The following is a 21,145-nucleotide window of genomic DNA, read 5'->3' on the forward strand; positions in this document are numbered from 1 at the left end:
CTTTCTGTGTCAACTCAAGTAGGAATTGACATTCAGTTGACATATAACAGCTGTTTCTGTGCCAACTCAATTAGGAATTAGCATTCAGTTGACAGATAACAGGAGCTACTGTGCTAACTCAAGTATAATCTATTCCGTGGCTGGCAGATAAAGACTCCTTCTGTGTAAACTCTAGCTGCATTCATTATTCACCTGATACATAAAGTTGATTTTTTAACAAAATAGTTTATTTTTATATTTAAAGATGCGGAACTCACTCACTTTAAACAAATAATCAATCACGTTAGGATAAAAGCAATCTTATATTATATGAGTAGAAAAGGTACTTAAAAATAAGCCTTCAGACTTTTAGTGAAAGGTTTGCTTCTACTGGAAGTAACTGAAAGTAGAAGGTTAGTCTAAACTTCTGAACTCTTTTCGCTTTTAATTCTTTAACAACTCACTATGTAAAAATCAATATAGGATAAATCTTGATACGATTAATGATTGCATAATAGATCTTAGACAATTAAACTTAGACTATTAAGTGAACAAGCTTTAAAGTTAAAAATTTTTATCTAAATAATAAAATAAGCTTAGCCAAATTGATTATAATAAAGGGCGGAGATAAAATGAGATTTCATTGTACGAAAAAGTTGCTTGATTTGTTGGGTAAGAGTTCAAAGCTATATGATTCTGATCCGTTACCTGTACATCCAGTGGACAAAGTGATTAATCAAGATGAATTATATGACTGGCACGCTTCGGTAACTGAAGCAGATGGAAGTTATATCGTAACGTTCATAAATGATTTGACAAGTTTTCCCGTAGCCGTAGGACTATTTGATTTAGAAAGTATGCATGAAGTTTTTGAAGCTTTTGAAAATGTTCTAGGTGAAGTCATGCTTAGACAAAAAATCGATAAACAAATTGTTTTCGAATATCTGGAAAATCTTGAGCCGCCTGTCTTGACTAAAACAATTAGCCGTGCCAAAACAGGTCCATTGTCAGCTGTAACCATTGATGCCAAAAATAGACTATATGATGAAGAGTTTACAACTTATTTTGATCCTGTTGAGTTTACAATTGAGCTGTCAGAGATACCGAGAGTGAAAAATGGAAAAGCCTTTGATCCAGCTGAAAATTGGGTAGATATTTGGGATGAACGCAGTAAACTAGAAGATGGTTATCTAAGACCTGTTGTATCTGATGAATTTCTAACTGAGGATGGTCAACCCACACAAGCAGACTGGATGGCTTTTTATGAAACAGTTGATAAAATCAAAAAAGCAGCCCCTTGGAGAAAGATTTCTGATGATGAGTTGATTGCCGTTATGGATCCAGATACTGAAGAGTGGATTTATTGTTCCGTTATGGGAAGACTAGGAGAATTTTCCGGAATTGGTCTATTTGAAGGAAAAAAAGGGTTGGAAAGTCTTGTGAAAGTCTATTCAGTAGATCATTTTATACCAGATTATCAGTTGAAATCCATTCAAGATTGCTTGTTGCTATCTTTTGTCAGTAGAACGGATATAGAAACAGATAATTTTGAGAGATTACAAAAGTTGAATTTGCTTGAAAATAATTACTATTTTTTACCTGAAATTATGAAACACACACCTGGATTTGTTCCATGGTCTATACTTTCAAAAGCTGAAGTAAGACGGGCTACACTCATACTCAGTCAAATTCTAATCGTTATAAGCAAACTTGGGTATGAAGATTCACTGCCACGACTGATGGATGGCATCGTTACGAGCCGTTTCAAGCAAGAAGGAAAATGGGAAACGAGTGAACATCCATTACCAGATTTAAAAAGTTTGTTTGACCAAGAATCTTATGTTTTCAAAAATGAGATTGTGATCCATCAGATTAAAAAGGCGCCTAAGAGTAATATTTCGATCCAGGTTGACGCTGCTCATGCACCAGCCGTTCTTCAGGAACATCCACAAGACAGACCTTATTATCCAATTATTAATTTATGCGTAGAAGAAGCAAGCATGGAAGTTTTAAGTGCGGTAACCTATCCAGAAATGAAACAAAATCCGGAACATATTCTAGAATGTGTAGTAGAAGTTTGTAAGGAAATCAGGCCAAAGGAAATTATTGTCAGAAACCATACGATTGAATGGGTATTAGCAGACTTCTGTAATAAATCGGATATTAAACTCGTCATAAGAGAGCGATTGCCTGAACTTGATGAAGTTATCATACAAATGGAAAATGAGTTTAATTAGGCTATTGAGCAGCATTAATGATTGTCATAAATAATGATATTTGAAGGGGTGAGCAAAAGATGATCGACTTGCATTGTCATATTTTACCTGGCATAGATGACGGAGCTAGTACAATGAAGGAATCCGTGGAAATGGCTCGCTTAGCTGTTGCTGAAGGGATTACTCACTTATTAGCTACTCCGCATCATATGAATCGCAATTGGATGAATGAGAAAAGCAAAGTTGTTGAGTTAGTGAATGAAGTTCAATCTGAAATTGACCGTGAAGGTATTCCATTGACTATTTATCCGGGGCAAGAAGTTCGAATCTATGGAAATATGCTAGAGGATATAGGAAAAGATAAATTGTTATTCACAGATGAATTGCAACAGTATCTCTTGGTAGAATTTCCAACTGCTTCGATTCCCAATTTTACTGAACGTTTATTTTATGATCTTCAAACTAATGGAAAGACGCCAATTATTGTACACCCTGAACGTAATCGGGTAATTCAAGAAGATCCGCATAAGCTGAAAGAGTTCGTACAGCATGGAGCGTTAGCACAATTGACAGCTGCTAGTTATACCGGCGGATTCGGAAAACAAATACAAAAATTGAGTAAACAAATGATCGATGCTGACCTTGTTCATTTTATTGCTTCTGATGCTCATAATACAACAAATAGGGCATTTCATATGAAAGAAGCACATAATCTAGTGATGAAAGAATTCGGGCGTCATAAATGGCATCAGTTTGATCAGACAACAAAAGACTTGATTAATGGAGATGTGGTCATACCGCCTACACCAACCAATATTGCAAAGAAAAAGTTTTTTGGCCTATTTTAGGCAATTTATTGTTTATGAGTATGATGAACTATCAAAAGTTAAAATATTTGATTTTTAAAGATCAGAAATACTTTTCGTTCTATAATATATTGGAAAAATTATTTAAGATTTTATATGCTGTTTTATCAACTTTTTTATTTGTTTTAGCAAGAAATTTTGTCTAAATAAGAAAATAGATTTACTAAATCAAAACTATATGTAATTTTGATTGATGAACTTTTGAATTTCGATACTGGCTGCTATAGCCGCAAATAGCTTTTCTATTCTCTACTGAGGATAGGAAAGCTATTTTTTATTAAGAAAATGATTAAATTGGCACCCTTAATTTGACGTTTGTCAATCATTCAACTCGATTCGGTTCGATTAATAAGAGTTTGTCACGGATTTAGTTAGTTTTGTCTTTTTGAATGAGTGTACTTAAACTTTTAAAGTGGATGTATACAAGGCCTTGTATACATCAAACAGGAGATCTTCAGAAAATTGAGGAAAGATATGAATAGAATTTTAAAAGAGGAAATGGAGCAGGACTTTTTCTATGTTCATGATTCAATTGTATATGGTGCAATCAAAAAGTGCGGTATTCATTATGACCACGCAAACTATGATGACTTTGTTCAAATCGGACGCATAAAACTGGTAGATGCTTATAAAGAATTCCCAAAATCTTTATTCAATGAAGAATACTTTTATCAGTTTACTGGATATGCTTACCGGAAAGTCTATTGGGCACTTATGGATCAGATTAGAAAAGAACAACGAATTTTTGAAAGAGAAGCGGCTTTACCAGATTCATTTGAAGAATGGCAGATGACTGATCCAGAACCATTTGATGAGGATTTTGTGATGTGGGAATTATTTCACTCTATGCTTCAGTGTCTTTCAGAAAAGGAACAGGTCTATTTGAAGGATTCAGTGATAGAACAATTGACCATTACAGAAATTGCGAAAAAAAGGAAAGTCAGTAGGAAAACAGTATATGCTTGGAGGAAACAAGTAGCCAAGAAACTGGAACATTATCAAGCTGTAATAAAAAAATAATTAGGAGATGAAGATAAATGAGTAAAAATGTTATTATCGATGCAGGACATGGTGGAACAGACACAGGAGCGAATGGTCTTGGAGTAATGGAAAAAGACTGGGCATTAGAAATCAGTCGCTATCAGTATAAACGACTGAAAGAATTGGGCGCACAAGTGGCTTTGACTAGAAAAGGGGACAGTACTTTAAGTCCTACAGAACGAGTTGCACGAATCAAAAATCAGTATGATGTCTGTGTATCGAATCATTGGAATGCTTATGACGGAACCGCCAGCGGAATTGAGACAATACATTCTGTTCACGCCAAATCAGCTTTTGCACAGCAATTAGCAGACCATTTAGTTTCTGCTACTGATTTACCCCTGCGTAGAGTATTTAAAAGGTCAATCAGTACAGGTGTGGACTATTACTTTCTACACCGTCTAACAGGTCGTACTGAAACAGTAATCATAGAGTATGGATTTATAGATAACCAGCGAGACTTTGATTATTATAACAATGTATCCCATTTCAATACTGCTGCTGAGGCTATTATTGAAGGGATCTGTGAAAAAATTGATGTAAAGTATCAGCCCGTTAAAGCTCTGAGTGAGCAAAGTAAGAAAAATATTAATCAGACTTCTAAGACTATTAGTTATATAGGAAAAAGAGTAGAAAGTATTTTTAATGGAACACTTCGCTTTTATAACCAGCCTAGCTGGAAAGATGAGGATGTATATGGTCAGCTTTTAAAAGGACAAGGATTTCCAGAAATTATTGAGAAGATCAAAGTAGGGAGCAGAGAGCAGTATAAAGTGAAAAATTCAAATGGCCAGATTTTTTATCTGACTGCTAGTCCAACGTATGTAAAAGTAATTTAAATATATGAATTAATAAAGCCTTTCCATTTCTTAGTGAAACGGAAAGGCTTTTATAGATTAGTGTTCAAGTTTCTATCTCATCTTCAATCAATGAAAAAGCTTCTTTAATATCTTCTAAATATGGATCGTCTTCTCCAAGAGTTAAAGTAACCATCTTATAGGATAAAGAATAGACTAGTTTTGTATGCCAGCCAATAGGAGAGGGGGCATCAGCACCGGTCATTTTAGTTCTTGTTTTTCTTTGTAATAATGTATCTGTGTCAAAATTTTGTGTAGGTGCAAATAATAGTTGCCACTCTCTGGAAATCTGTAATTCAACTAAGTATAAACGAATAGCCTGATCAAATAATTTATGGACATTTTTGATATTTAAGTTAATGATCAGCTCATGATGATGAACAAAGCTTAAGAGGGTTTTATCTTTATAGGATGAATAATTCTTTAAGTGATGGAGTCCAATCCAATTCACATTTTGTTTTGAAGGACCTTTATCTGGAACAAAAACAATGGTTCCTGCTACATATGGACATTTTCGATTAATATTGATAACTCTGCCTAAATTTTGAATAGTTGAATAAGGAACATGGTCATTAAAATAGGACTGCATAATTTGTGTGGTCGTTTCTTTACTTTTCAATACATCACCGCGGTATTGAAAGACGAGTGAATTATAATCGCTATCGGCAAGGTTTGAAATATCACAAACATAGAGTGTTTCACTATCTACAATAATTTTCTTTAAAGGAATTGCTTGATCTATGTATTTTTTTAACTCTTCTGAACAAATTTGAAATGTAGTAGCTGAAGTTCTATAAATGGAGGGTGAGTCTTCTATCTTATCGCCAGGCATTCTCATGTTAGTACAGATAGTGTTCTGTAAATCATAAAGTATCTTTTTGGTTTGTTCCATTTGATTTATTCCTCTCTTTATATCTCAAGATCAGTCGATAAAACTAATGAAGAGATAATTTTTATTTGTAAAATCATTATAACAAATTTGTGTTGTTATTCACAAATGGAGAATGAATAATAATAAGATTTTACTAGAGAACAGTAAAACCATCATTATAAAATACAATTTTGTTTTTTGTTACATTTATAAAAAGCTTTAGTATTAAAGGATTTAAGAACTAAATATACTCTGAAATCGGAAATAGTTAATTTAATCCTCTGAAATTTTGACGAACACTTAAAAAAACTGATAGAATCTATAAGTCATTAAAAAAAGGAGAGTACTAATGAATAAAAAAAGAAAAGTAATTGCTAATATTATTTTAGGTAGTGCGCTGTTTCTGACAGCATGTGGGACTGATTCGCAAGAAGATACAAGTAGTGAAAACACTGCTTGGGATGATATTCAAGAAGCTGGTGTGTTGCGTGCAGCTACTTCTGGAACATACTATCCCAACTCTTACCATGATGAAGAAACGAATGAATTAACTGGTTTTGAAGTTGAAATTTTACGTGAGATTGGTGAGCGTCTGGATTTGGAAGTTGAATTTACTGAAATGGGTGTCGATGGAATGTTGACATCACTTAATAGTGATCAGCTTGATATTGCAGCATTAAGCATCAGCCATGCTGGTGAAAATGCGGATAAGTTTAATTATTCAATTCCTTACAAATATACGTATATGTCTATGATCGTTAGAGAAGAAGACAATTCTGGGATTGAAACGATGGAAGATCTGGACGGTAAAAAAGCAGCAGGTGCAGCAACTACTTCTTATATGAAAATCGCTGAACAATATGGTGCAGAACTCGTTATTTACGACAACGCTACAAATGACCAATATCTTTGGGATGTTGCAAATGGACGGACAGATGTTATCATTAACGATTATTATGGTCAGACAATGGCATTAGAAGCTTTTCCGGAGATTCCAGTCAAGATTCAGGAAGATCTCTTTTTTAATCCAAGTTATACAAACTTTTCAATGAAACTAGGCAATGATCAGTTGACCGAAGCAGTGGACGGAGCACTTGAAGATATGCATGCTGATGGGACCTTAAGTGAATTATCTGAAGAATATTATTATGGAGAAGATGTAACAAAAGAAAAAGATATGGATATTATGACAATAGAAATTGAGGAATAATTATGGGGATTCAATGGGAATATATTTTTGACCCGGAGCTTGCCTGGGAGACATTACCTTTCCTTTTGGCCGGAGTACCAAAGACTTTGTTTATTGCGATTATCAGTACAGTAATCGGAATGATATTAGGGATGGTACTAACTTTAATGCGTATGTCTAGTATCTGGGTAGTAGGCTGGTTAGCAAGAGTTTATGTTTCATTTATGAGAGGAACACCTGCCTTAGTATTTTTATTTCTGATTTATTTTGGCTTGCCTTTCATTAATGTTCAATTTGATGCGATGACCGCAGCAATAATCGGGTTCAGTCTTAACTCAGCAGCATATATATCAGAAATTCTAAGATCTTCTATTTCTTCCGTAGACTACGGACAATGGGAAGCTGCTAAAGCACTGGGTTTGAATAAGATCGTTACGATGCGTGCCATTATTTTACCTCAAGCAATTAGAATCGCCGTTCCTCCACTTGGGAATGTGCTGCTGGATGTAATCAAAGGAACTTCATTAGCAGCAATGATCACTGTTAATGAGTTATTTCAAAATGCACGTATTGTTGGTGGAAGAGAATATGATTATATGACAATGTATATAATGGTCGCATTGATTTACTGGGCAGTCTGCAGCATATTTGGGTACATGCAAAGTTATCTTGAAATTGTTTCTTCTAAATATGTAGAACAACATTAACATTTTATAAAAAGACTTTCTCCTAACATGAGGAGAAAGTCTTTTTATCATGAAACACTAAAGAGCTCGCTAAGAGTTTTAATAAATAATTTATTGTTTGAGTTATGAAACCAAAAATTTAGATAATTCTATAAAATCCTTTTAGTATATTATATTTTTTAATAAATAACGAAGTGCTATTTTCAGTCGGTTACAGCAGGATCTATTGTGATTTTTCTAACAAATATATGATATAATAACTGCAGAAAAACTGGTTTTATAACTATTTCTATCTAGTTTTGCTACTATAAAGGAGTGTATAAATTGAAAAAAATCAAAGTACCCAAGTCTCAACTTTTAATAGTCAGCATTGTAATTATCATGCTATTTTACCTAATCTCCTTAGTTGCTAATTATGATTTCAACACCATAATCTGGTATTCTTCAATTATTTTAACTGTTCTTGCCATAATTTTATCGGGTGCTTTAGTAAGTGGAGACAGACAGCGTGGGAATTATCATTCAAGCCCTGAAAATACAAATCAAGCGCTTAACTATAGTCAAATCATCCTGATAATTGCTATTCCGTTTTACTTAGTGTTGTTATTACAGTATCTAATTTATTAATTATTTTAGAATAAAATATAATTAAATAGTTAATATCTTACATGATAACTAATAAAAACAATAAAATAGGAAATAGTTAAGAATGAGATAGAAATTAAAGTTATAGTTATATTGAAAAAATAGTAAGTACATTAAATTATTATTAATGATCTAAACAGTAATAGTAATCAGTAATTTAGAAAATAAGGGCCATGGAAATAATTACTATCTCCATGGCCCTTATTTTCAAAACTTGGAAGTACTAACAACTTCTCTTTTATAAATTAATATTACTAGTATTGATATTTTAGCTAGTATAAGTATAATATTCATTTATTTTTTCAGTCTTTGTGATATTTTCTGGTTCGCTGAATTTTTATAGTTTTGCTTAATCTTTTCTATAACGTTTAGTAACGGTTTAATACTTTCTATATCTGTCTTAATAGGCATAAAAGCAATGGGCTGTTCTATATCCAAAAAGAGAGTTCCTGTGCTAACCAGAACGTCAAAATCATAAGATTCCAATGCAGATTCAGAGATTAGAGGTTCAAGAAATAATTCTGTAGTTATAGAATCTTCTAACTTGGAGTCAAGTAAAGCTTTAATATCGTAGCCATGCTGATAATTAATGTGACTATACAAAAGAATTTTACATCTTGAAAAATTATTATATAAATGAAAAGACAATTGCTCCCATTTTGAAATCAAAAAATACATCAGTTCTTCTGAATTAATTTGTTCGCTTATCAAATTCCGCTTTTTACATATTTCAATCAATTCTCGTTCAGCCAGCTCATAAAATAAAGGATAAGAAGATTTGAAAATATCAAGCAAACTATAATCTCTTGGTCTAAATACTAAATAGTTATTTAAACCAGTTGTAGAGTTGTAATAACTATAAAGTGTCATAAGCTCATCTAATTTATGGACTAAATGTGAATGTTCATCCGAAGGTAAGTCAAAAACGTAGCTCAAATAATCTAAACTTTCTTTAATTTTATTTATATTTTCGTTTTTATGTTGAGTTTTTTCGTCTGACTTTATATAAGATCCATAATAATAAATATAAATATATGAAAATATTTTAGTATATTTAAGAGTGAAATCTTCTGAAAACGATAAACTGTTCAACCATTTCCTGATTTTTATTTCTGCATTTTTAAAATCAGAGGATGATAGATTATGATTTTTTAAAGGCATTTCAAATAATGACTTTTCTCTTTCTTCTCTAAATATATTTATTGCTAGGAACAATCTTATTTTATTAAAATTCAATGTTTCTATTCTCATTCCATCACTTAAACGGAAGGATTGAACCAATTTAGTTAGCGTGTTTTCACTAATACTTTGAAAGGGCCATTCTGTTTGACAATAAGCTTCATGAAAATATTTAGTATAGAATTTCCTGATTAAAAATTCGTCTCCTTTGATTTGATAGGGCCTAGAATCTAAAACCAGTCCATGTTTAACCAAAATTTTTCTTAATTGTGAAGCTAATCGACTTAATGACGACATACTGACAAATAATTGTTCTTCCAGTTCCCTTGAAGTCATAGTTTGATTAAAGAAGAGCAATTCAAGCATTTTGAATCCAAGGGAGTTTCTAATAAGGTGCTGCTGAAAATAGTCGATCCCTATATGCAGGGGGAGTTTCATGACGATTCCGCTACTTGAAGCATCAATCGTTCCTCCAATATCATTTAATTGACTTTTAATTTCATCAAGATATGTTTTTGTACTCCGAATAGAAGTATTATTTTTTTGTGCTAAGTATTGAATAGTACAAGGTTTCTTTGCAAAATACAATGTTTCAACTATTAGATACTTGCGGTTATCTTTTGCTGAAATCAGTTCCTTCATAAAAAAATCCCTCATTTCTAACTTTCGATAAAAAGTATATCAATATAAAATATCACGTGTTTTCAATAGTTGCATTGTAGCATGCAATTATTGAAAATGTAAAATGTGTAATATTTGATACACTCAATATGCATTCTTCTGATAATATTTTTGTAATTATCAGTACATTCCGAAACTGAATATCTTAAATAGTCATTAAATATAGGGGGAAATCACATGAAGAAATTGAGTGTATATGTTTTAACGTTTATTATTCTGTTACAGCAAATATTTTCAATACCATTTACTGTAATTGCTGAAAGTTTTGATACAGAAAAAGAAATAACAATCAGTCAATTAGCTTTGACAAATGATTCGGGTGAGGAAATATCAGAAATTGATAGTGAATCTCCGGTCAATCTGTCTTTGAATTGGCAGTTTGAAAGTACTGATGATGAAATTGAAACGATTATTTCGCTTCCAGAACAATTAAATGGTCAACAGTTTGAAAGCAAATTAATTGATGATAAAGGAAAAGAAGTAGGCACATATTTAGTTTCTGCTAATCAAATAATGTTATTGGCAAATCCTAATACTGTAGGAGAAGGCAATATAAGTGTTTCATTACAATTAGAAGATGAATATACTGGAGAACAGGATTTAGAATTTATCATCAATGATACTGCAATTATAAAAACAATTTTTATAAATTCTAACCAAGAGAATAATACAGAACCTTCAATTGTAAATTCTTCGGAAGAGAATGATGAAGTAAATTTAGTCGATGAGAATAAGGGTAAAGAGACTGATGATTCAAGTTCAGTGACAGATGCTGCAGATCAGGGTACTAGCAGTAATACTAATTATCAACCAAAAGCTGCTGAAATAACTGCTATGCAAAATATTGATGATCAGATCATTTTTTCTAACGTCAGATTTACTGACGGAGATGAACAAGAATATGGCGCTGACTATCCATATAATCTTGATGCCAGTCCAATTGGAAGATTATACTTTGACTGGGAATTAATTGACCAACATACAGTGCAGTCTGGGGATACTTACACATTTAACTTACCGGCAGAATTCAAACCTGTTGCTGGAACTAATGGACTACTTGGTGAAGTGGGTACTTGGACAGTCAATGCTGATGGCTTAGTGACTTTTGAATTTAATGAATATGTTGATGGTGATGATGTAAATGGTAATTTCTGGTTTGAAATTACTTTAGATGAACAAGAATTAAGCGAATCTATTGAACAAGAAATCGCATTTGAAAATATTCCTGATTTTACGATTAATTTTCCAGTTACACCCAAAGGTGGAGCGTTGATCGATAAAAAAGGAACAATAAACAATGAAGGGTTTAATTCCTCTGAGGCTTATTGGACAGTCGATATTAATACTGCTTTAAACAAATTAGTAAATGCAACAGTCACTGATAATATTCCAACAAATATGAATTATAAAGATAATAGTATGGAAGTCATTATACTTCAGATGAATCCGCAAGGTGACAGAACTGAGCAAGAAGTATTAGATCCAAGCAAATATTCAATTGAAGTAAATGAGGAAGGGAATCCTGTTGTACATTTTAATAATCTTAATGAAGAAGAAGCTAAGCAGGCATATCGATTAAACTATACAACTGAAATTGTAGAACCTAGTGAAGGATTTGATGGAACGCAGATATTCACGAACAGAGCTGTACTTGAAAATAATAATGAAATCTATCCGGCTGAATCTACTGTAAGCAGTGGATTTGGAAAAGAGATTGAGAAATTAGATCCTGAATATAATTCAGAAACTCAAACATTCGATTGGACAATAAATTACAATTATAATCAAAAATATATTGATTCAGAAATTGGTTTAATCAAAGATTCATGGAATCCTGCGGGAGTGATGGAACTTGATGCAGATGATCTATCTGTTTACCCTGTTTCTATTGATGAAAATGGAAATGCGGTAGTAGACGAAACAACTATTGATCCTTCCAATTATCAGCTAACAATAAATCCGGATAAATCTGGATTTGAATTGAACTTTGTTGAAGATATTGACCAGCAAGCTTATCAAATTAAATATATGACCAAATTGGTTGGATCAAAAGGGACTGGTATTGTAGATAACAGTGGTACTGTTTCTAACACTGTTGAAACGAGTACAGAAAGAACCGACGGTAGCAGCGGAAGATGGACTCAACAAGGAATCATCAAAAGAAGAACAAATTTAGATATTAACCAAAAAACAATATCATGGAGAATTGACATCAATAAAAATGGATATTTGATGGAGAATCTAGTGTTAACTGATGTCTTTACAGGAGATGGGTTATCTTTAATCGAAAATGCAGCTAATCATTCAGGTTTTGAGTTAAAAATAGTTAATGCTCAGGGAGAAGAATTTACCGGTTATACAATTGATGCAAATCCTGAAAATGGTTCAGGAAATGGATTTATATTGGAATTTACTGAACCAATAAATGAACCTTTAATGATTGATTATACTACTCATTTTGAAAGAAATTCCGATGGAACTGGAGTATATAAAAACAGTGCATCTATTGATTGGCGCGAAGGGGATACAGATTATACAGTTGGTACTGGAGATATCAGTAGCGGAGATACGAAATTCACTGCAAGCAATGGTGTTAAGTCTGGAACATATAATGCAACAACTCAACGAATTACTTGGGAAGTTAACACAAACTATGCAAGGCTTCCAATTCAGTCGCCTTATACGATTGAAGACCAGATTCCAGAAAATCAAGAAATAATCGAAGATTCTATAACAGTATATAGTTATGAAGTTAATCAGACGGGTGATATATTAAATAAAATTCCTTTAAATAGCGATGCATATAGAATTGATCTTCCTACTACTGAGAATAATAAAAAATTAACCATTACTTTAGAAGAAGAATTGCTGGGAACTCGCACAGCAGTAGGTATCAGTTTTGATATAAAATTTGAAGATGATCTAATTCAAGACAGTGAAGTAGCTAATCAAGCAGTCATCACAAATGGAGAAAATACTTTTAACCTAGATGCTACAGTTCCTATCCCTTATGGTGGAGAGTATGGTGATAAATTTGGAGAACAAGCTGGAGAGGCAAACGAAAGAGCAGACTGGACAGTTTATTTGAACCCCAACCGTTCAAGAATTCGTAACTTTGTATTAACAGATAATCCTGATTTGAATTCAGTCTTATTAGAAGATACATTTAGAGTTTACGAAGCTTCAGTAGATCAGACAGGAAAATTAACAAAAACTGATAACCTTTTAGAAGAGGATAAGGATTATACACTTTCTATAGAAACAGATAATACAACGGGAAATCAGGAATTTGTTTTATCATTTAACGATGAGATTACAGAAGCGTATATATTAGAATATAGTTCCTTTATTGATCCTTTAACAAATAAAGGGGAGAGCATAAGTAATACTTTTAAAGTTGAAGGATTGAATGTGGAAGTTATTGAATCGTCAGAAAACGAAGTTGATATTGTTAAAAGCAACGTTGGGGGTGGAAGCGGCTCTAGTATTCGCGGTTCTTTAGCTTTGCAAAAGACAGATGAAAGCGAGAATAAAGTTTTACAAGGTGCTGTTTTTGAGTTGCTTACCGAAGACGGCTCACAAGTTTTAAGAGTTGGTGAGACCGATAGTAATGGAGAACTTTTATTTGGAGGATTAAGAGGAGGAACTTATCTCTTAAGAGAAACAAAAGCACCAGATGGATATATAATAAGCGATGAATTAGCTGAAGGAATGTCTGTTACTTTAAATAATACTGAAGAAAATGAGGTAACAACTTTAGATCTGAAAAATTCATTAACAAAAGTAAATATAGAGAAAATTGAAATAACCAATTCTGGTACTTCTATTATTAACGATGAAGTAACTTATAATATTTATGATAGTGAGAATAATCTGGTAAGGGAAAGCATTACAGCTCTTGATGGGATTATTACAGTCGAGAATCTTGAACCTGGGAATTACTTCATAGAAGAAGTTGCTGCACCAGATGGATATATTAGAAACACAGAACGTGTAGAATTTACGATTTCAATTAATAGTAATGGGACGCAAACTGTTCCTACAATTGATATCATCAATTATCAAGGTAGCGTCGAATGGTATAAATTAAATGAAAAAGAAGAACCATTGCCAGGAGCTGTTTTTGAAATCACTGGTCCAAATGGATTTACCACTGAAGTAACATCCGATGAGAATGGTTTCGTTGAGGTTTTTGGATTGGCACCTGGAGACTATACTATTAAGGAAATTACAGCTTCTACAGATTATATCTTAAATACGGAAGAGGTCACTTTTACAATTGAAAATGAAAGTTTAGGTGAACCATCTCCGTTAGAATTAAATAACTTTGTCAACTACCAGGGGAAAGTTAAATTAGTAAAAACAAACGTTATAGGAGAACCATTATCCGGTGCTGAATTTACTCTTTTAAGAGGGGGATCGGTTATTAAAGAAAATCTGGTTTCAGATACAAATGGAGAAATATTTGTCGAAGGACTTGTTCCTGGTGAATATTCTTTCATTGAAACTGCTGCACCAGAAGGCTATATCCTGAATAAGGATTCTGCAGATTTCACAATAAATGCAAGTAACAAAGGAGAACCAGTAGTTGTAACTGCTGGAGACTTCTTGAACTATAAAGGATCTGTTGAATTAAATAAAATCGATACTAATGGATTACCGTTAACAGGTGCGGAATTTGAAATTAGAGATCAAGAGAACAATCTGATCTAAGACAACTTAATTTCAGATGAATCCGGAAAAGTAATGGCTGAAGGACTTGCACCTGGAAAATATTCAATTCAAGAAACTGCTGCACCAGAAGGCTATCTTTTAAATACACTGCCAATTGAGTTTGAGATTGTTTTTTCAGAAAATGGGGCAGTACAAACAGTCGATGCAGGAGAGGCAATTAATTACCAGGGAAGTGTGAGAATATCTAAGAGTGATTCCAGGAATAATGGTTTACAAGGAGCAGTCTTTGAAATTAGAAACATTGACGCACTAGTGTTGCATGAAACATATTATGTTTCATGCAACACTAGTGACTTCCTATATTTAAAATAAATAATTTGTAGTTAAAGACAGGTAGTTTTTCTACTTTACATTAGGAATCAATAAACAAACTTGCGAGTACATTTATAAGTGTACTTGCAAGTTTGTTTTATTATTTCTTGTTTAAATACATAAAATTGAGTAGAATCCTGTATCAAATGAACTGATAGTCAGAATTCGGACAAAAAATCTGTTTTTTATTGACTATACATAGATGAAGGTCTATATTACTTACATAGATACTTATCTATGTACGCTTATTAAATTAGTTATATAAAAGGAGCGAATAGAAGATGACAGAATTAGCAATATATGAACCAGCAATGTGCTGTGCTACAGGGGTATGCGGACCATCCGTAAACGAGGATTTATTACAAATTACTTCAGTTATTAATGCTTTAGATACACTAGATGGTTTTCAAGCAACAAGATACAGCTTGTCTAGCAACCCTCAAGCATTCGTTGACAATGCGTCTTTGAGCACGCTATTACAAGAAAAAGGTGCGGAAGCTTTACCAGTCACTTTATTAAACGGTGAAATTGTTAAAGTTGGCGATTACCCTTCAATGGAAGAAATAACAGCCTTTACAGGAGTACAATTTGTGCCAATGGATTCAGATACTGGTGGCTGTTGCGGACCCAACTCAGGATGTTGTTAGGAGGATTTAAAAAAAATGAGAAATTATCAACCAGAACAATTAAATCTTACAAAATATCTTTTCTTTACTGGTAAAGGCGGCGTAGGAAAAACGTCTACGGCTTGTGCTACAGCGGTATCATTAGCGGATAGCGGAAAAAACGTTATGTTGGTTAGTACGGATCCGGCTAGCAACTTGCAAGATGTTTTTGATAAAGAATTAACCAATAGCGGTCTAGAAATTCCAGAAGTCAAAGGGTTAACGGTTGCCAACTTTGATCCGGTAACTGCTGCGAATGATTACATGGAAAGTGTAGTAGGTCCTTATAGAGGAGTACTACCAGAATCAGCTGTAGCCAATATGGAAGAACAATTATTAGGTTCTTGCACTGTAGAAATTGCTTCTTTTAATGAATTTGCAGGATTTCTGACCAATCCAGAAGTAGAAGCTAAATATGATTACATTATTTTTGATACAGCACCAACCGGACATACATTAAGAATGTTGCAGCTTCCTTCTGCTTGGAGTAGTTTCTTGGACGAAAATACTACTGGAGTTTCCTGTATGGGACAACTATCAGGGTTAGGCGATAAACAAGAGATGTACAAACATGCAGTAGATACATTAGCCGATGGGGCAAAGACAACTTTAATGTTAGTGAGTCGCCCACAAAATGGACCGCTTATTGAAGCCAATAGAGCGTCAGAAGAATTAAAAGAAATTGGTGTTTCAAACCAACAACTCATTATCAACGGGCTATTAGAAAGACCGACGGATAGTATTTCTCAAAAGATATATGATGAACAACAATTGACTTTAAAAAATATGCCTGAAAATTTGAAACAATTCCCAGCATTTATGGTTCCACTACGTTCTTATAACGTTACAGGTGTGGAAAATCTCCGATCGCTCTTAAAATCAGATCAAGCAAATGTCGTAGTAAAAGCGCAAGAAGTAAATGCCTACCCTAAATTGCAACACATTGTAGATGAGTTAAATCGGACGCATAAAAAAGTTATTTTCACTATGGGTAAAGGCGGCGTTGGTAAAACGACGATTGCGGCTGCTATCGCTACAGGTTTGGCCGCTAAAGGGAAAAAAGTTCATTTAGCCACAACAGATCCTGCGGCACATTTGGGTTTTGTTATACAAGAGTCGGACTCGATTAAAATGAGCCATATCGACGAGAAAAAAGAACTAGCGGATTATAAAGAAGAAGTGTTGTCTAAATCTCGTGAAACGATGTCTTCTGAAGAGTTAGATTATGTTGAAGAAGATTTGCGTTCTCCTTGTACCCAAGAAATTGCTGTTTTCAGAAGATTTGCAGAAATCGTGGCTACAGCTGACTGCGATGTAGTGGTGATTGACACTGCGCCAACTGGTCACACGCTATTACTATTAGATTCTTCCCAAAGCTATGCGAAAGAAGTAGAAAGAACTTCTGGTGAAGTGCCTGAGGCAGTTCGCAGATTGTTGCCAGTTTTACAAGATCCAAAACAAACTGAAGTGGTTATGGTAACTTTACCGGAAAATACCCCCGTTTATGAATCAATGCGTCTACAAGAAGATTTAGACCGTGCAGGAATCGCACATACGTGGTGGTTATTAAACAATAGCATGTTAGCGAGCGGTACGACCAATGAAATTTTAATGGCTCGTGCTCAAGGCGAAGTGACTTGGATTAATAAAGTAGCAGAATTATCTGACAATCATTTTGCGGTGGTTGAATGGAGTCATACAGAAGTAAAAGGTTCAGTAATAGAAACTATTTTAAATTAGCAATAATAATTATCCTATACATAGACAATAGGCTTCTATGTATGGCTTTTTCTTTTTTGAAAAAATATTGTGTATATATAGAATATCGTCTATATTAAGAATTAAGTAGAACAAGGATGAAAGGAGTTCTAAAAGTGGACTATGAATCTTATGCAAGAACGATGAAAGCTTTATCTGACCCTAAGAGAGTGAAAATATTAGATATGCTTTCTTGTGGAACAATGTGTGCTTGTGATGTGCTGGAACATTTTGATTTTACTCAACCCACTTTATCCCATCATATAAAAATACTGGTAGAGGCAGGCCTGGTGACTACTGAAAAAAGTGGAACTTGGCACAATTATTCCATTAATCAAGAAAGCGTAGAACAATTAATTGAGAATACAGCAGCTGTCTTTTCTCCTTCGGAAAGATGTGTATGTATCATTGACTCTAATCTGGAAGGAGAGAGTGGATTTGAAAAAATTAATTCTTTATGAGCCAGCAATGTGTTGTAGTACGGGAGTGTGTGGTCCTTCAATAGATAAAGATTTGATACGAGTGACTTCCGTTATTAAAGAATTAAAGAAAGTAGAAGGCGTTCAAGCTGTACGCTATAATTTATCCAACAATCCGAACTCTTTCGTTCGCAATAGCAAGGTCAGTGAAATGCTACAAGAAAAAGGCATGGAAGTTTTGCCGATAACTGTAGTGAATGACGAGATTGTTAAGACAAATTCATATCCTTCCAATAAGGAAATCGAAAGTTATCTCGACGTTCCTATAGGAACGTCAGTGAGCAACTAATTTTTGATATGAAAGAAAATCATGAGTTACGAAATTACTTTAAAGAAAAGAGCTGGGAAATATGAGAATTGTAATAATCGGATCAGTGGCTGCGGGCACATCTGTAGCGGCAAAAGCAAGAAGAAACACAGAAGAAGCAGAAATTGTAGTATATGATCAAGGGAAAGACATTTCTTATTCCGTTTGCGGAATTCCTTATCAAATGGGTGGGGAAGTTGAAAGTATCGATTCTTTAACACCACGTAATGCAGAATGGTTCAAAAAAAGATATGAAGTAGATATCTTTACAGAACATAAAGTAACTAAAATAAATCACGAGCAGAAAACACTCGAAATAAAAGATTTAGCTTCTGGAGAAACCAAAGAAGACCATTACGATGTCTTAGTTTTGGCCACTGGAGCCTCACCATTCACGCCACCTCCATTTAATCAAAATCAATATGATAATGTCTTCCAAGTGCGTAATATTCAAGACGCTCAAGACTTTGCTGCTTTTTCAACGAAACAGCCTAAAAAAGCTTTGATTATTGGTGCTGGATTTATCGGTTTAGAAATGACAGAACAATTAGTTCACAAAGGATTAGAGGTAACGGTCGTCCAGTTGGAAGACCAAGTAATGCCACCCATGGACGCGGATATGACTTTCCGAGTGGAAGAACATATGCGTGAAAAAGGAGTTCATCTTATCCTGAATGATACGGTAAAATCCATTGAAGGAGAATCCTCAATAGAGAGAGTAACAACTACAAATGGGGTTACGATTGAAACAGATATCGTCATCTTGTCTGCAGGTATACGTCCAAACACTGAACTAGCTAAAGAGATTGGTGTGGAAATTGGAGCTACAAGAGCGATTGCGGTGAATAAAAAAATGCAAACCAATCTTCCAGATATTTATGCCGTTGGAGACGTGGCAGAAAGCTTCTCTGTGATTACAGGAAAACCCATCTACCGTCCATTAGGATCAACGGCCAATAAAATGGGTCGAATTGCTGGAGATGTGATTACTGGCGGAAACCTAGAACATCGCGGCGTATTAGGTACCGGAATTTTCCGAATTTTTGATTTGCATGTTGGGCAAACAGGTCTAACAGAGAAAGAAGCCAAAGCAGAAGGTTATGAAGTTGAAGTTCTATATAATATCAAACCAGATCATGCTGAATATCTTGGTGGGAAAGAATTAACGATTAAAGCTTTAGCTGATAAAGAAACGAGTCGCATTTTAGGTGCACAAGTGATTGGAAAAGGCGGAGTAGATAAACGAATCGATGTACTTGCAACAGCCATTACATTTGGAGCCAAAGCAGAAGATCTCTTCCACCTGGATTTAGCCTATGCGCCACCATTTGCAACTACGAAAGATCCAGTCCTCTACACGGGTATGGCATTGGACAATGCGCTTCACAGAAATCCATTGATTACCCCAGAGGAAATTTTAAGACGTCAAGAAAATGGCGAGAAAATGCAAATAATTGATACGCGTTCGAAAAAAGATCATGAAAAATCTCATGTTAAGGGAGCTGTTCACATTGGCTTATATGATTTGAGAAGCCATTTAGAAAACCTAGATAAGAATGTCCCTACTGTAACGTACTGCAATAAAGGCACGACGGGCAATGCTGCACAAAATGTGTTGCTAAACCATGGTTTCAACGAAGTTTATAATCTTTCTGGCGGAAACAAGAACTACCAAAGTTATGTAAAAATGTTAGAATCGAAGTCGAAATAGATAAAAAAAAACCAGACAGCATATTTTAGCTGTCTGGTTTTTTTATTATAAGCAATAGCGAATGAGCTAAGGAACATTAAACGGCTTGTTGCAGTTGATAACGGGTATTTAGACTTTATAAAGAAATACAGTCTCGTGTTAGTACGGAAAATAGATTAAAGAATTTAATCTATTTTCCCCAACCCTGCGTTCTTCAAAACCTCGAAGTCAATCCCTCTGTTGCTACAACAGTTGGCCAACTGGCCGTTCACTGCAACTGCTGGAATAGTTTCTATTCCGTATTCCTTTGCTTTCGTTTCGCATTCTTTTGTTTCACACTTTTTGTTCAAATCATATACTACGACTTCACAATTCTGGCATGCTTGCTCTTTTACTTGTTGAACCGCATTGTTACATAGATAGCAACCTGCAGTGAAAACTTCGACTATTCTTTTAGCCATTATTATCTCCTCCTGTTAAACTCTTAATGATTGGACACCCACATTGAGAACTACCTGTTCCAGCGCATTGAGCGGATAAATCTTGTAAAACTACTTTTATTTTTTCTAAGTCTTTTATCTGTGCTTCAATCTCATTAATTTTTTGGGTAGCAAACTGAAAGACTTCTTCAGAATCAAATTGAGTTTCATTGTCCGTGATAGAAATGAGTTTCTTTATTTCATTGAGCGTAAAACCAAGCTCTTGTGAGCGTTTAATAAATTTGATGCGATCTACATCTTCCAAAGAAAAAACTCGGTAACCCGCCTCGGTTCTTGGAGGCTCAGGAATAAGCTGACGTTTTTCATAATACCGCACTGTTTCAATATTGACATGAGACTTTTCGGCAATCTCGCTTATTTTTAAGCCATTCACTCTCTCACCCTCTTCTTCATTTATACACCCTGTACCTAGGTATAAGGTCAAGACCAATCAGTTAATTTTTTATACTCTCATATGTCTCTATTTTAACATGTGAATAGACGATTTACT

The 21,145-nt window shown here is 34.2% G+C and carries 18 protein-coding genes; 14 read left to right on the plus strand and 4 right to left on the minus strand.

All coding sequences use genetic code 11. From position 1 onward, the window contains the following. Positions 1-611: 611 nt before the first annotated feature. From BM212_RS04015 to BM212_RS04030, 4 genes are all read left to right on the plus strand, one after another. Positions 612-2,216: a DUF7309 domain-containing protein gene (locus BM212_RS04015; protein ID WP_091896486.1), complete on the plus strand. Its 1,605-nt coding sequence runs from the start codon at positions 612-614 to the stop codon at positions 2,214-2,216. Between the two features lie 59 nt (positions 2,217-2,275). Continuing rightward, positions 2,276-3,043, plus strand: a complete 768-nt coding sequence (locus BM212_RS04020; RefSeq protein WP_091896489.1) for a tyrosine-protein phosphatase — start codon at positions 2,276-2,278, stop codon at positions 3,041-3,043. A gap of 492 nt (positions 3,044-3,535) precedes the next feature. Continuing rightward, positions 3,536-4,081 carry a sigma-70 family RNA polymerase sigma factor gene (locus tag BM212_RS04025; protein ID WP_143744903.1) on the plus strand — a complete coding sequence of 182 codons (546 nt, stop codon included), beginning with the start codon at positions 3,536-3,538 and terminating at the stop codon, positions 4,079-4,081. Between the two features lie 17 nt (positions 4,082-4,098). Continuing rightward, positions 4,099-4,941, plus strand: a complete 843-nt coding sequence (locus tag BM212_RS04030; RefSeq protein ID WP_072695146.1) for an N-acetylmuramoyl-L-alanine amidase family protein — start codon at positions 4,099-4,101, stop codon at positions 4,939-4,941. A gap of 64 nt (positions 4,942-5,005) precedes the next feature. On the opposite strand, the gene BM212_RS04035 is transcribed toward BM212_RS04030, so the two are convergent. Next, positions 5,006-5,851: a competence protein ComK gene (locus tag BM212_RS04035; RefSeq protein WP_091896495.1), complete on the minus strand. Its 846-nt coding sequence runs from the start codon at positions 5,849-5,851 to the stop codon at positions 5,006-5,008. A gap of 328 nt (positions 5,852-6,179) precedes the next feature. Here BM212_RS04035 and BM212_RS04040 point away from each other — a divergent pair, with 328 nt between their 5' ends. The 3 genes from BM212_RS04040 (at position 6,180) to BM212_RS04050 (ending at position 8,332) form a co-directional block, all read left to right on the plus strand. Continuing rightward, positions 6,180-7,040, plus strand: a complete 861-nt coding sequence (locus tag BM212_RS04040) for a transporter substrate-binding domain-containing protein (RefSeq protein ID WP_091896498.1) — start codon at positions 6,180-6,182, stop codon at positions 7,038-7,040. A gap of 2 nt (positions 7,041-7,042) precedes the next feature. Then, positions 7,043-7,726, plus strand: a complete 684-nt coding sequence (locus BM212_RS04045) for an amino acid ABC transporter permease (RefSeq protein ID WP_091896501.1) — start codon at positions 7,043-7,045, stop codon at positions 7,724-7,726. Positions 7,727-8,029: 303 nt separating this feature from the next. After that, positions 8,030-8,332: a DUF5316 family protein gene (locus tag BM212_RS04050; protein WP_091896504.1), complete on the plus strand. Its 303-nt coding sequence runs from the start codon at positions 8,030-8,032 to the stop codon at positions 8,330-8,332. Between the two features lie 312 nt (positions 8,333-8,644). Here BM212_RS04050 and BM212_RS04055 read toward each other — a convergent pair whose 3' ends face one another. Continuing rightward, complete coding sequence (locus BM212_RS04055; protein ID WP_177206303.1) at positions 8,645-10,171, minus strand: AcpB/EbpR/MafR family transcriptional regulator; 1,527 nt, start codon at positions 10,169-10,171, stop codon at positions 8,645-8,647. A 216-nt stretch (positions 10,172-10,387) separates the two neighbouring features. Here BM212_RS04055 and BM212_RS04060 point away from each other — a divergent pair, with 216 nt between their 5' ends. From BM212_RS04060 to BM212_RS04090, 7 genes are all read left to right on the plus strand, one after another. Continuing rightward, positions 10,388-14,923 (plus strand): SpaA isopeptide-forming pilin-related protein, encoded by a 4,536-nt coding sequence (locus tag BM212_RS04060; RefSeq protein WP_091896511.1) that lies wholly within the window; start codon positions 10,388-10,390, stop codon positions 14,921-14,923. Between the two features lie 9 nt (positions 14,924-14,932). Continuing rightward, on the plus strand, positions 14,933-15,256 hold the full coding sequence (locus tag BM212_RS04065) for an MSCRAMM family protein (RefSeq protein ID WP_257786588.1): 324 nt from the start codon (positions 14,933-14,935) through the stop codon (positions 15,254-15,256). A 281-nt stretch (positions 15,257-15,537) separates the two neighbouring features. Beyond that, a complete protein-coding gene (gene arsD / locus BM212_RS04070) occupies positions 15,538-15,903 on the plus strand; it encodes an arsenite efflux transporter metallochaperone ArsD (RefSeq protein WP_072695138.1) in 366 nt (121 codons plus the stop codon). 15 nt (positions 15,904-15,918) lie between these two features. Further along, positions 15,919-17,661, plus strand: a complete 1,743-nt coding sequence (arsA, locus tag BM212_RS04075; protein ID WP_091896514.1) for an arsenical pump-driving ATPase — start codon at positions 15,919-15,921, stop codon at positions 17,659-17,661. 134 nt (positions 17,662-17,795) lie between these two features. After that, entirely contained in the window at positions 17,796-18,140 is a 345-nt protein-coding gene (locus tag BM212_RS04080; RefSeq protein WP_072695136.1) for an ArsR/SmtB family transcription factor, read from the plus strand. Continuing rightward, entirely contained in the window at positions 18,118-18,447 is a 330-nt protein-coding gene (gene arsD / locus BM212_RS04085; RefSeq protein WP_072695135.1) for an arsenite efflux transporter metallochaperone ArsD, read from the plus strand. The genes BM212_RS04080 and arsD (BM212_RS04085) overlap by 23 nt, the downstream gene beginning before the upstream one ends. 61 nt (positions 18,448-18,508) lie before the next feature. After that, positions 18,509-20,176, plus strand: coding sequence for an FAD-dependent oxidoreductase (locus tag BM212_RS04090; RefSeq protein ID WP_072695134.1), 1,668 nt, complete (start codon positions 18,509-18,511; stop codon positions 20,174-20,176). A 164-nt stretch (positions 20,177-20,340) separates the two neighbouring features. Here the strand turns inward: BM212_RS04090 and BM212_RS04095 are convergent, their stop codons facing one another. Both BM212_RS04095 and BM212_RS04100 read right to left on the minus strand, forming a co-directional pair. Continuing rightward, positions 20,341-20,616, minus strand: coding sequence for a glutaredoxin (locus BM212_RS04095; RefSeq protein ID WP_091896517.1), 276 nt, complete (start codon positions 20,614-20,616; stop codon positions 20,341-20,343). Beyond that, on the minus strand, positions 20,609-21,028 hold the full coding sequence (locus BM212_RS04100) for a MerR family transcriptional regulator (RefSeq protein ID WP_091896519.1): 420 nt from the start codon (positions 21,026-21,028) through the stop codon (positions 20,609-20,611). Before BM212_RS04100 ends, BM212_RS04095 begins: the two co-directional genes overlap by 8 nt. Positions 21,029-21,145 lie beyond the last annotated feature (117 nt).

Origin of the sequence: Marinilactibacillus piezotolerans (assembly GCF_900114235.1) — a bacterium.
Classification (GTDB): Bacteria; Bacillota; Bacilli; order Lactobacillales; family Carnobacteriaceae_A; genus Marinilactibacillus; species Marinilactibacillus piezotolerans.

What these genes read in the sequence shown, in the direction of transcription:
- BM212_RS04015 (WP_091896486.1), top strand. Translation starts at nt 612, where the DNA reads ATGAGATTTCATTGTACGAAAAAGTTGCTTGATTTGTTGGGTAAGAGT.
- BM212_RS04020 (WP_091896489.1), top strand. Translation starts at nt 2,276, where the DNA reads ATGATCGACTTGCATTGTCATATTTTACCTGGCATAGATGACGGAGCT.
- BM212_RS04025 (WP_143744903.1), top strand. Translation starts at nt 3,536, where the DNA reads ATGAATAGAATTTTAAAAGAGGAAATGGAGCAGGACTTTTTCTATGTT.
- BM212_RS04030 (WP_072695146.1), top strand. Translation starts at nt 4,099, where the DNA reads ATGAGTAAAAATGTTATTATCGATGCAGGACATGGTGGAACAGACACA.
- BM212_RS04035 (WP_091896495.1), bottom strand. Translation starts at nt 5,851, where the DNA reads ATGGAACAAACCAAAAAGATACTTTATGATTTACAGAACACTATCTGT.
- BM212_RS04040 (WP_091896498.1), top strand. Translation starts at nt 6,180, where the DNA reads ATGAATAAAAAAAGAAAAGTAATTGCTAATATTATTTTAGGTAGTGCG.
- BM212_RS04045 (WP_091896501.1), top strand. Translation starts at nt 7,043, where the DNA reads ATGGGGATTCAATGGGAATATATTTTTGACCCGGAGCTTGCCTGGGAG.
- BM212_RS04055 (WP_177206303.1), bottom strand. Translation starts at nt 10,171, where the DNA reads ATGAAGGAACTGATTTCAGCAAAAGATAACCGCAAGTATCTAATAGTT.
- BM212_RS04060 (WP_091896511.1), top strand. Translation starts at nt 10,388, where the DNA reads ATGAAGAAATTGAGTGTATATGTTTTAACGTTTATTATTCTGTTACAG.
- arsD (WP_072695138.1), top strand. Translation starts at nt 15,538, where the DNA reads ATGACAGAATTAGCAATATATGAACCAGCAATGTGCTGTGCTACAGGG.
- arsA (WP_091896514.1), top strand. Translation starts at nt 15,919, where the DNA reads ATGAGAAATTATCAACCAGAACAATTAAATCTTACAAAATATCTTTTC.
- BM212_RS04090 (WP_072695134.1), top strand. Translation starts at nt 18,509, where the DNA reads ATGAGAATTGTAATAATCGGATCAGTGGCTGCGGGCACATCTGTAGCG.
- BM212_RS04095 (WP_091896517.1), bottom strand. Translation starts at nt 20,616, where the DNA reads ATGGCTAAAAGAATAGTCGAAGTTTTCACTGCAGGTTGCTATCTATGT.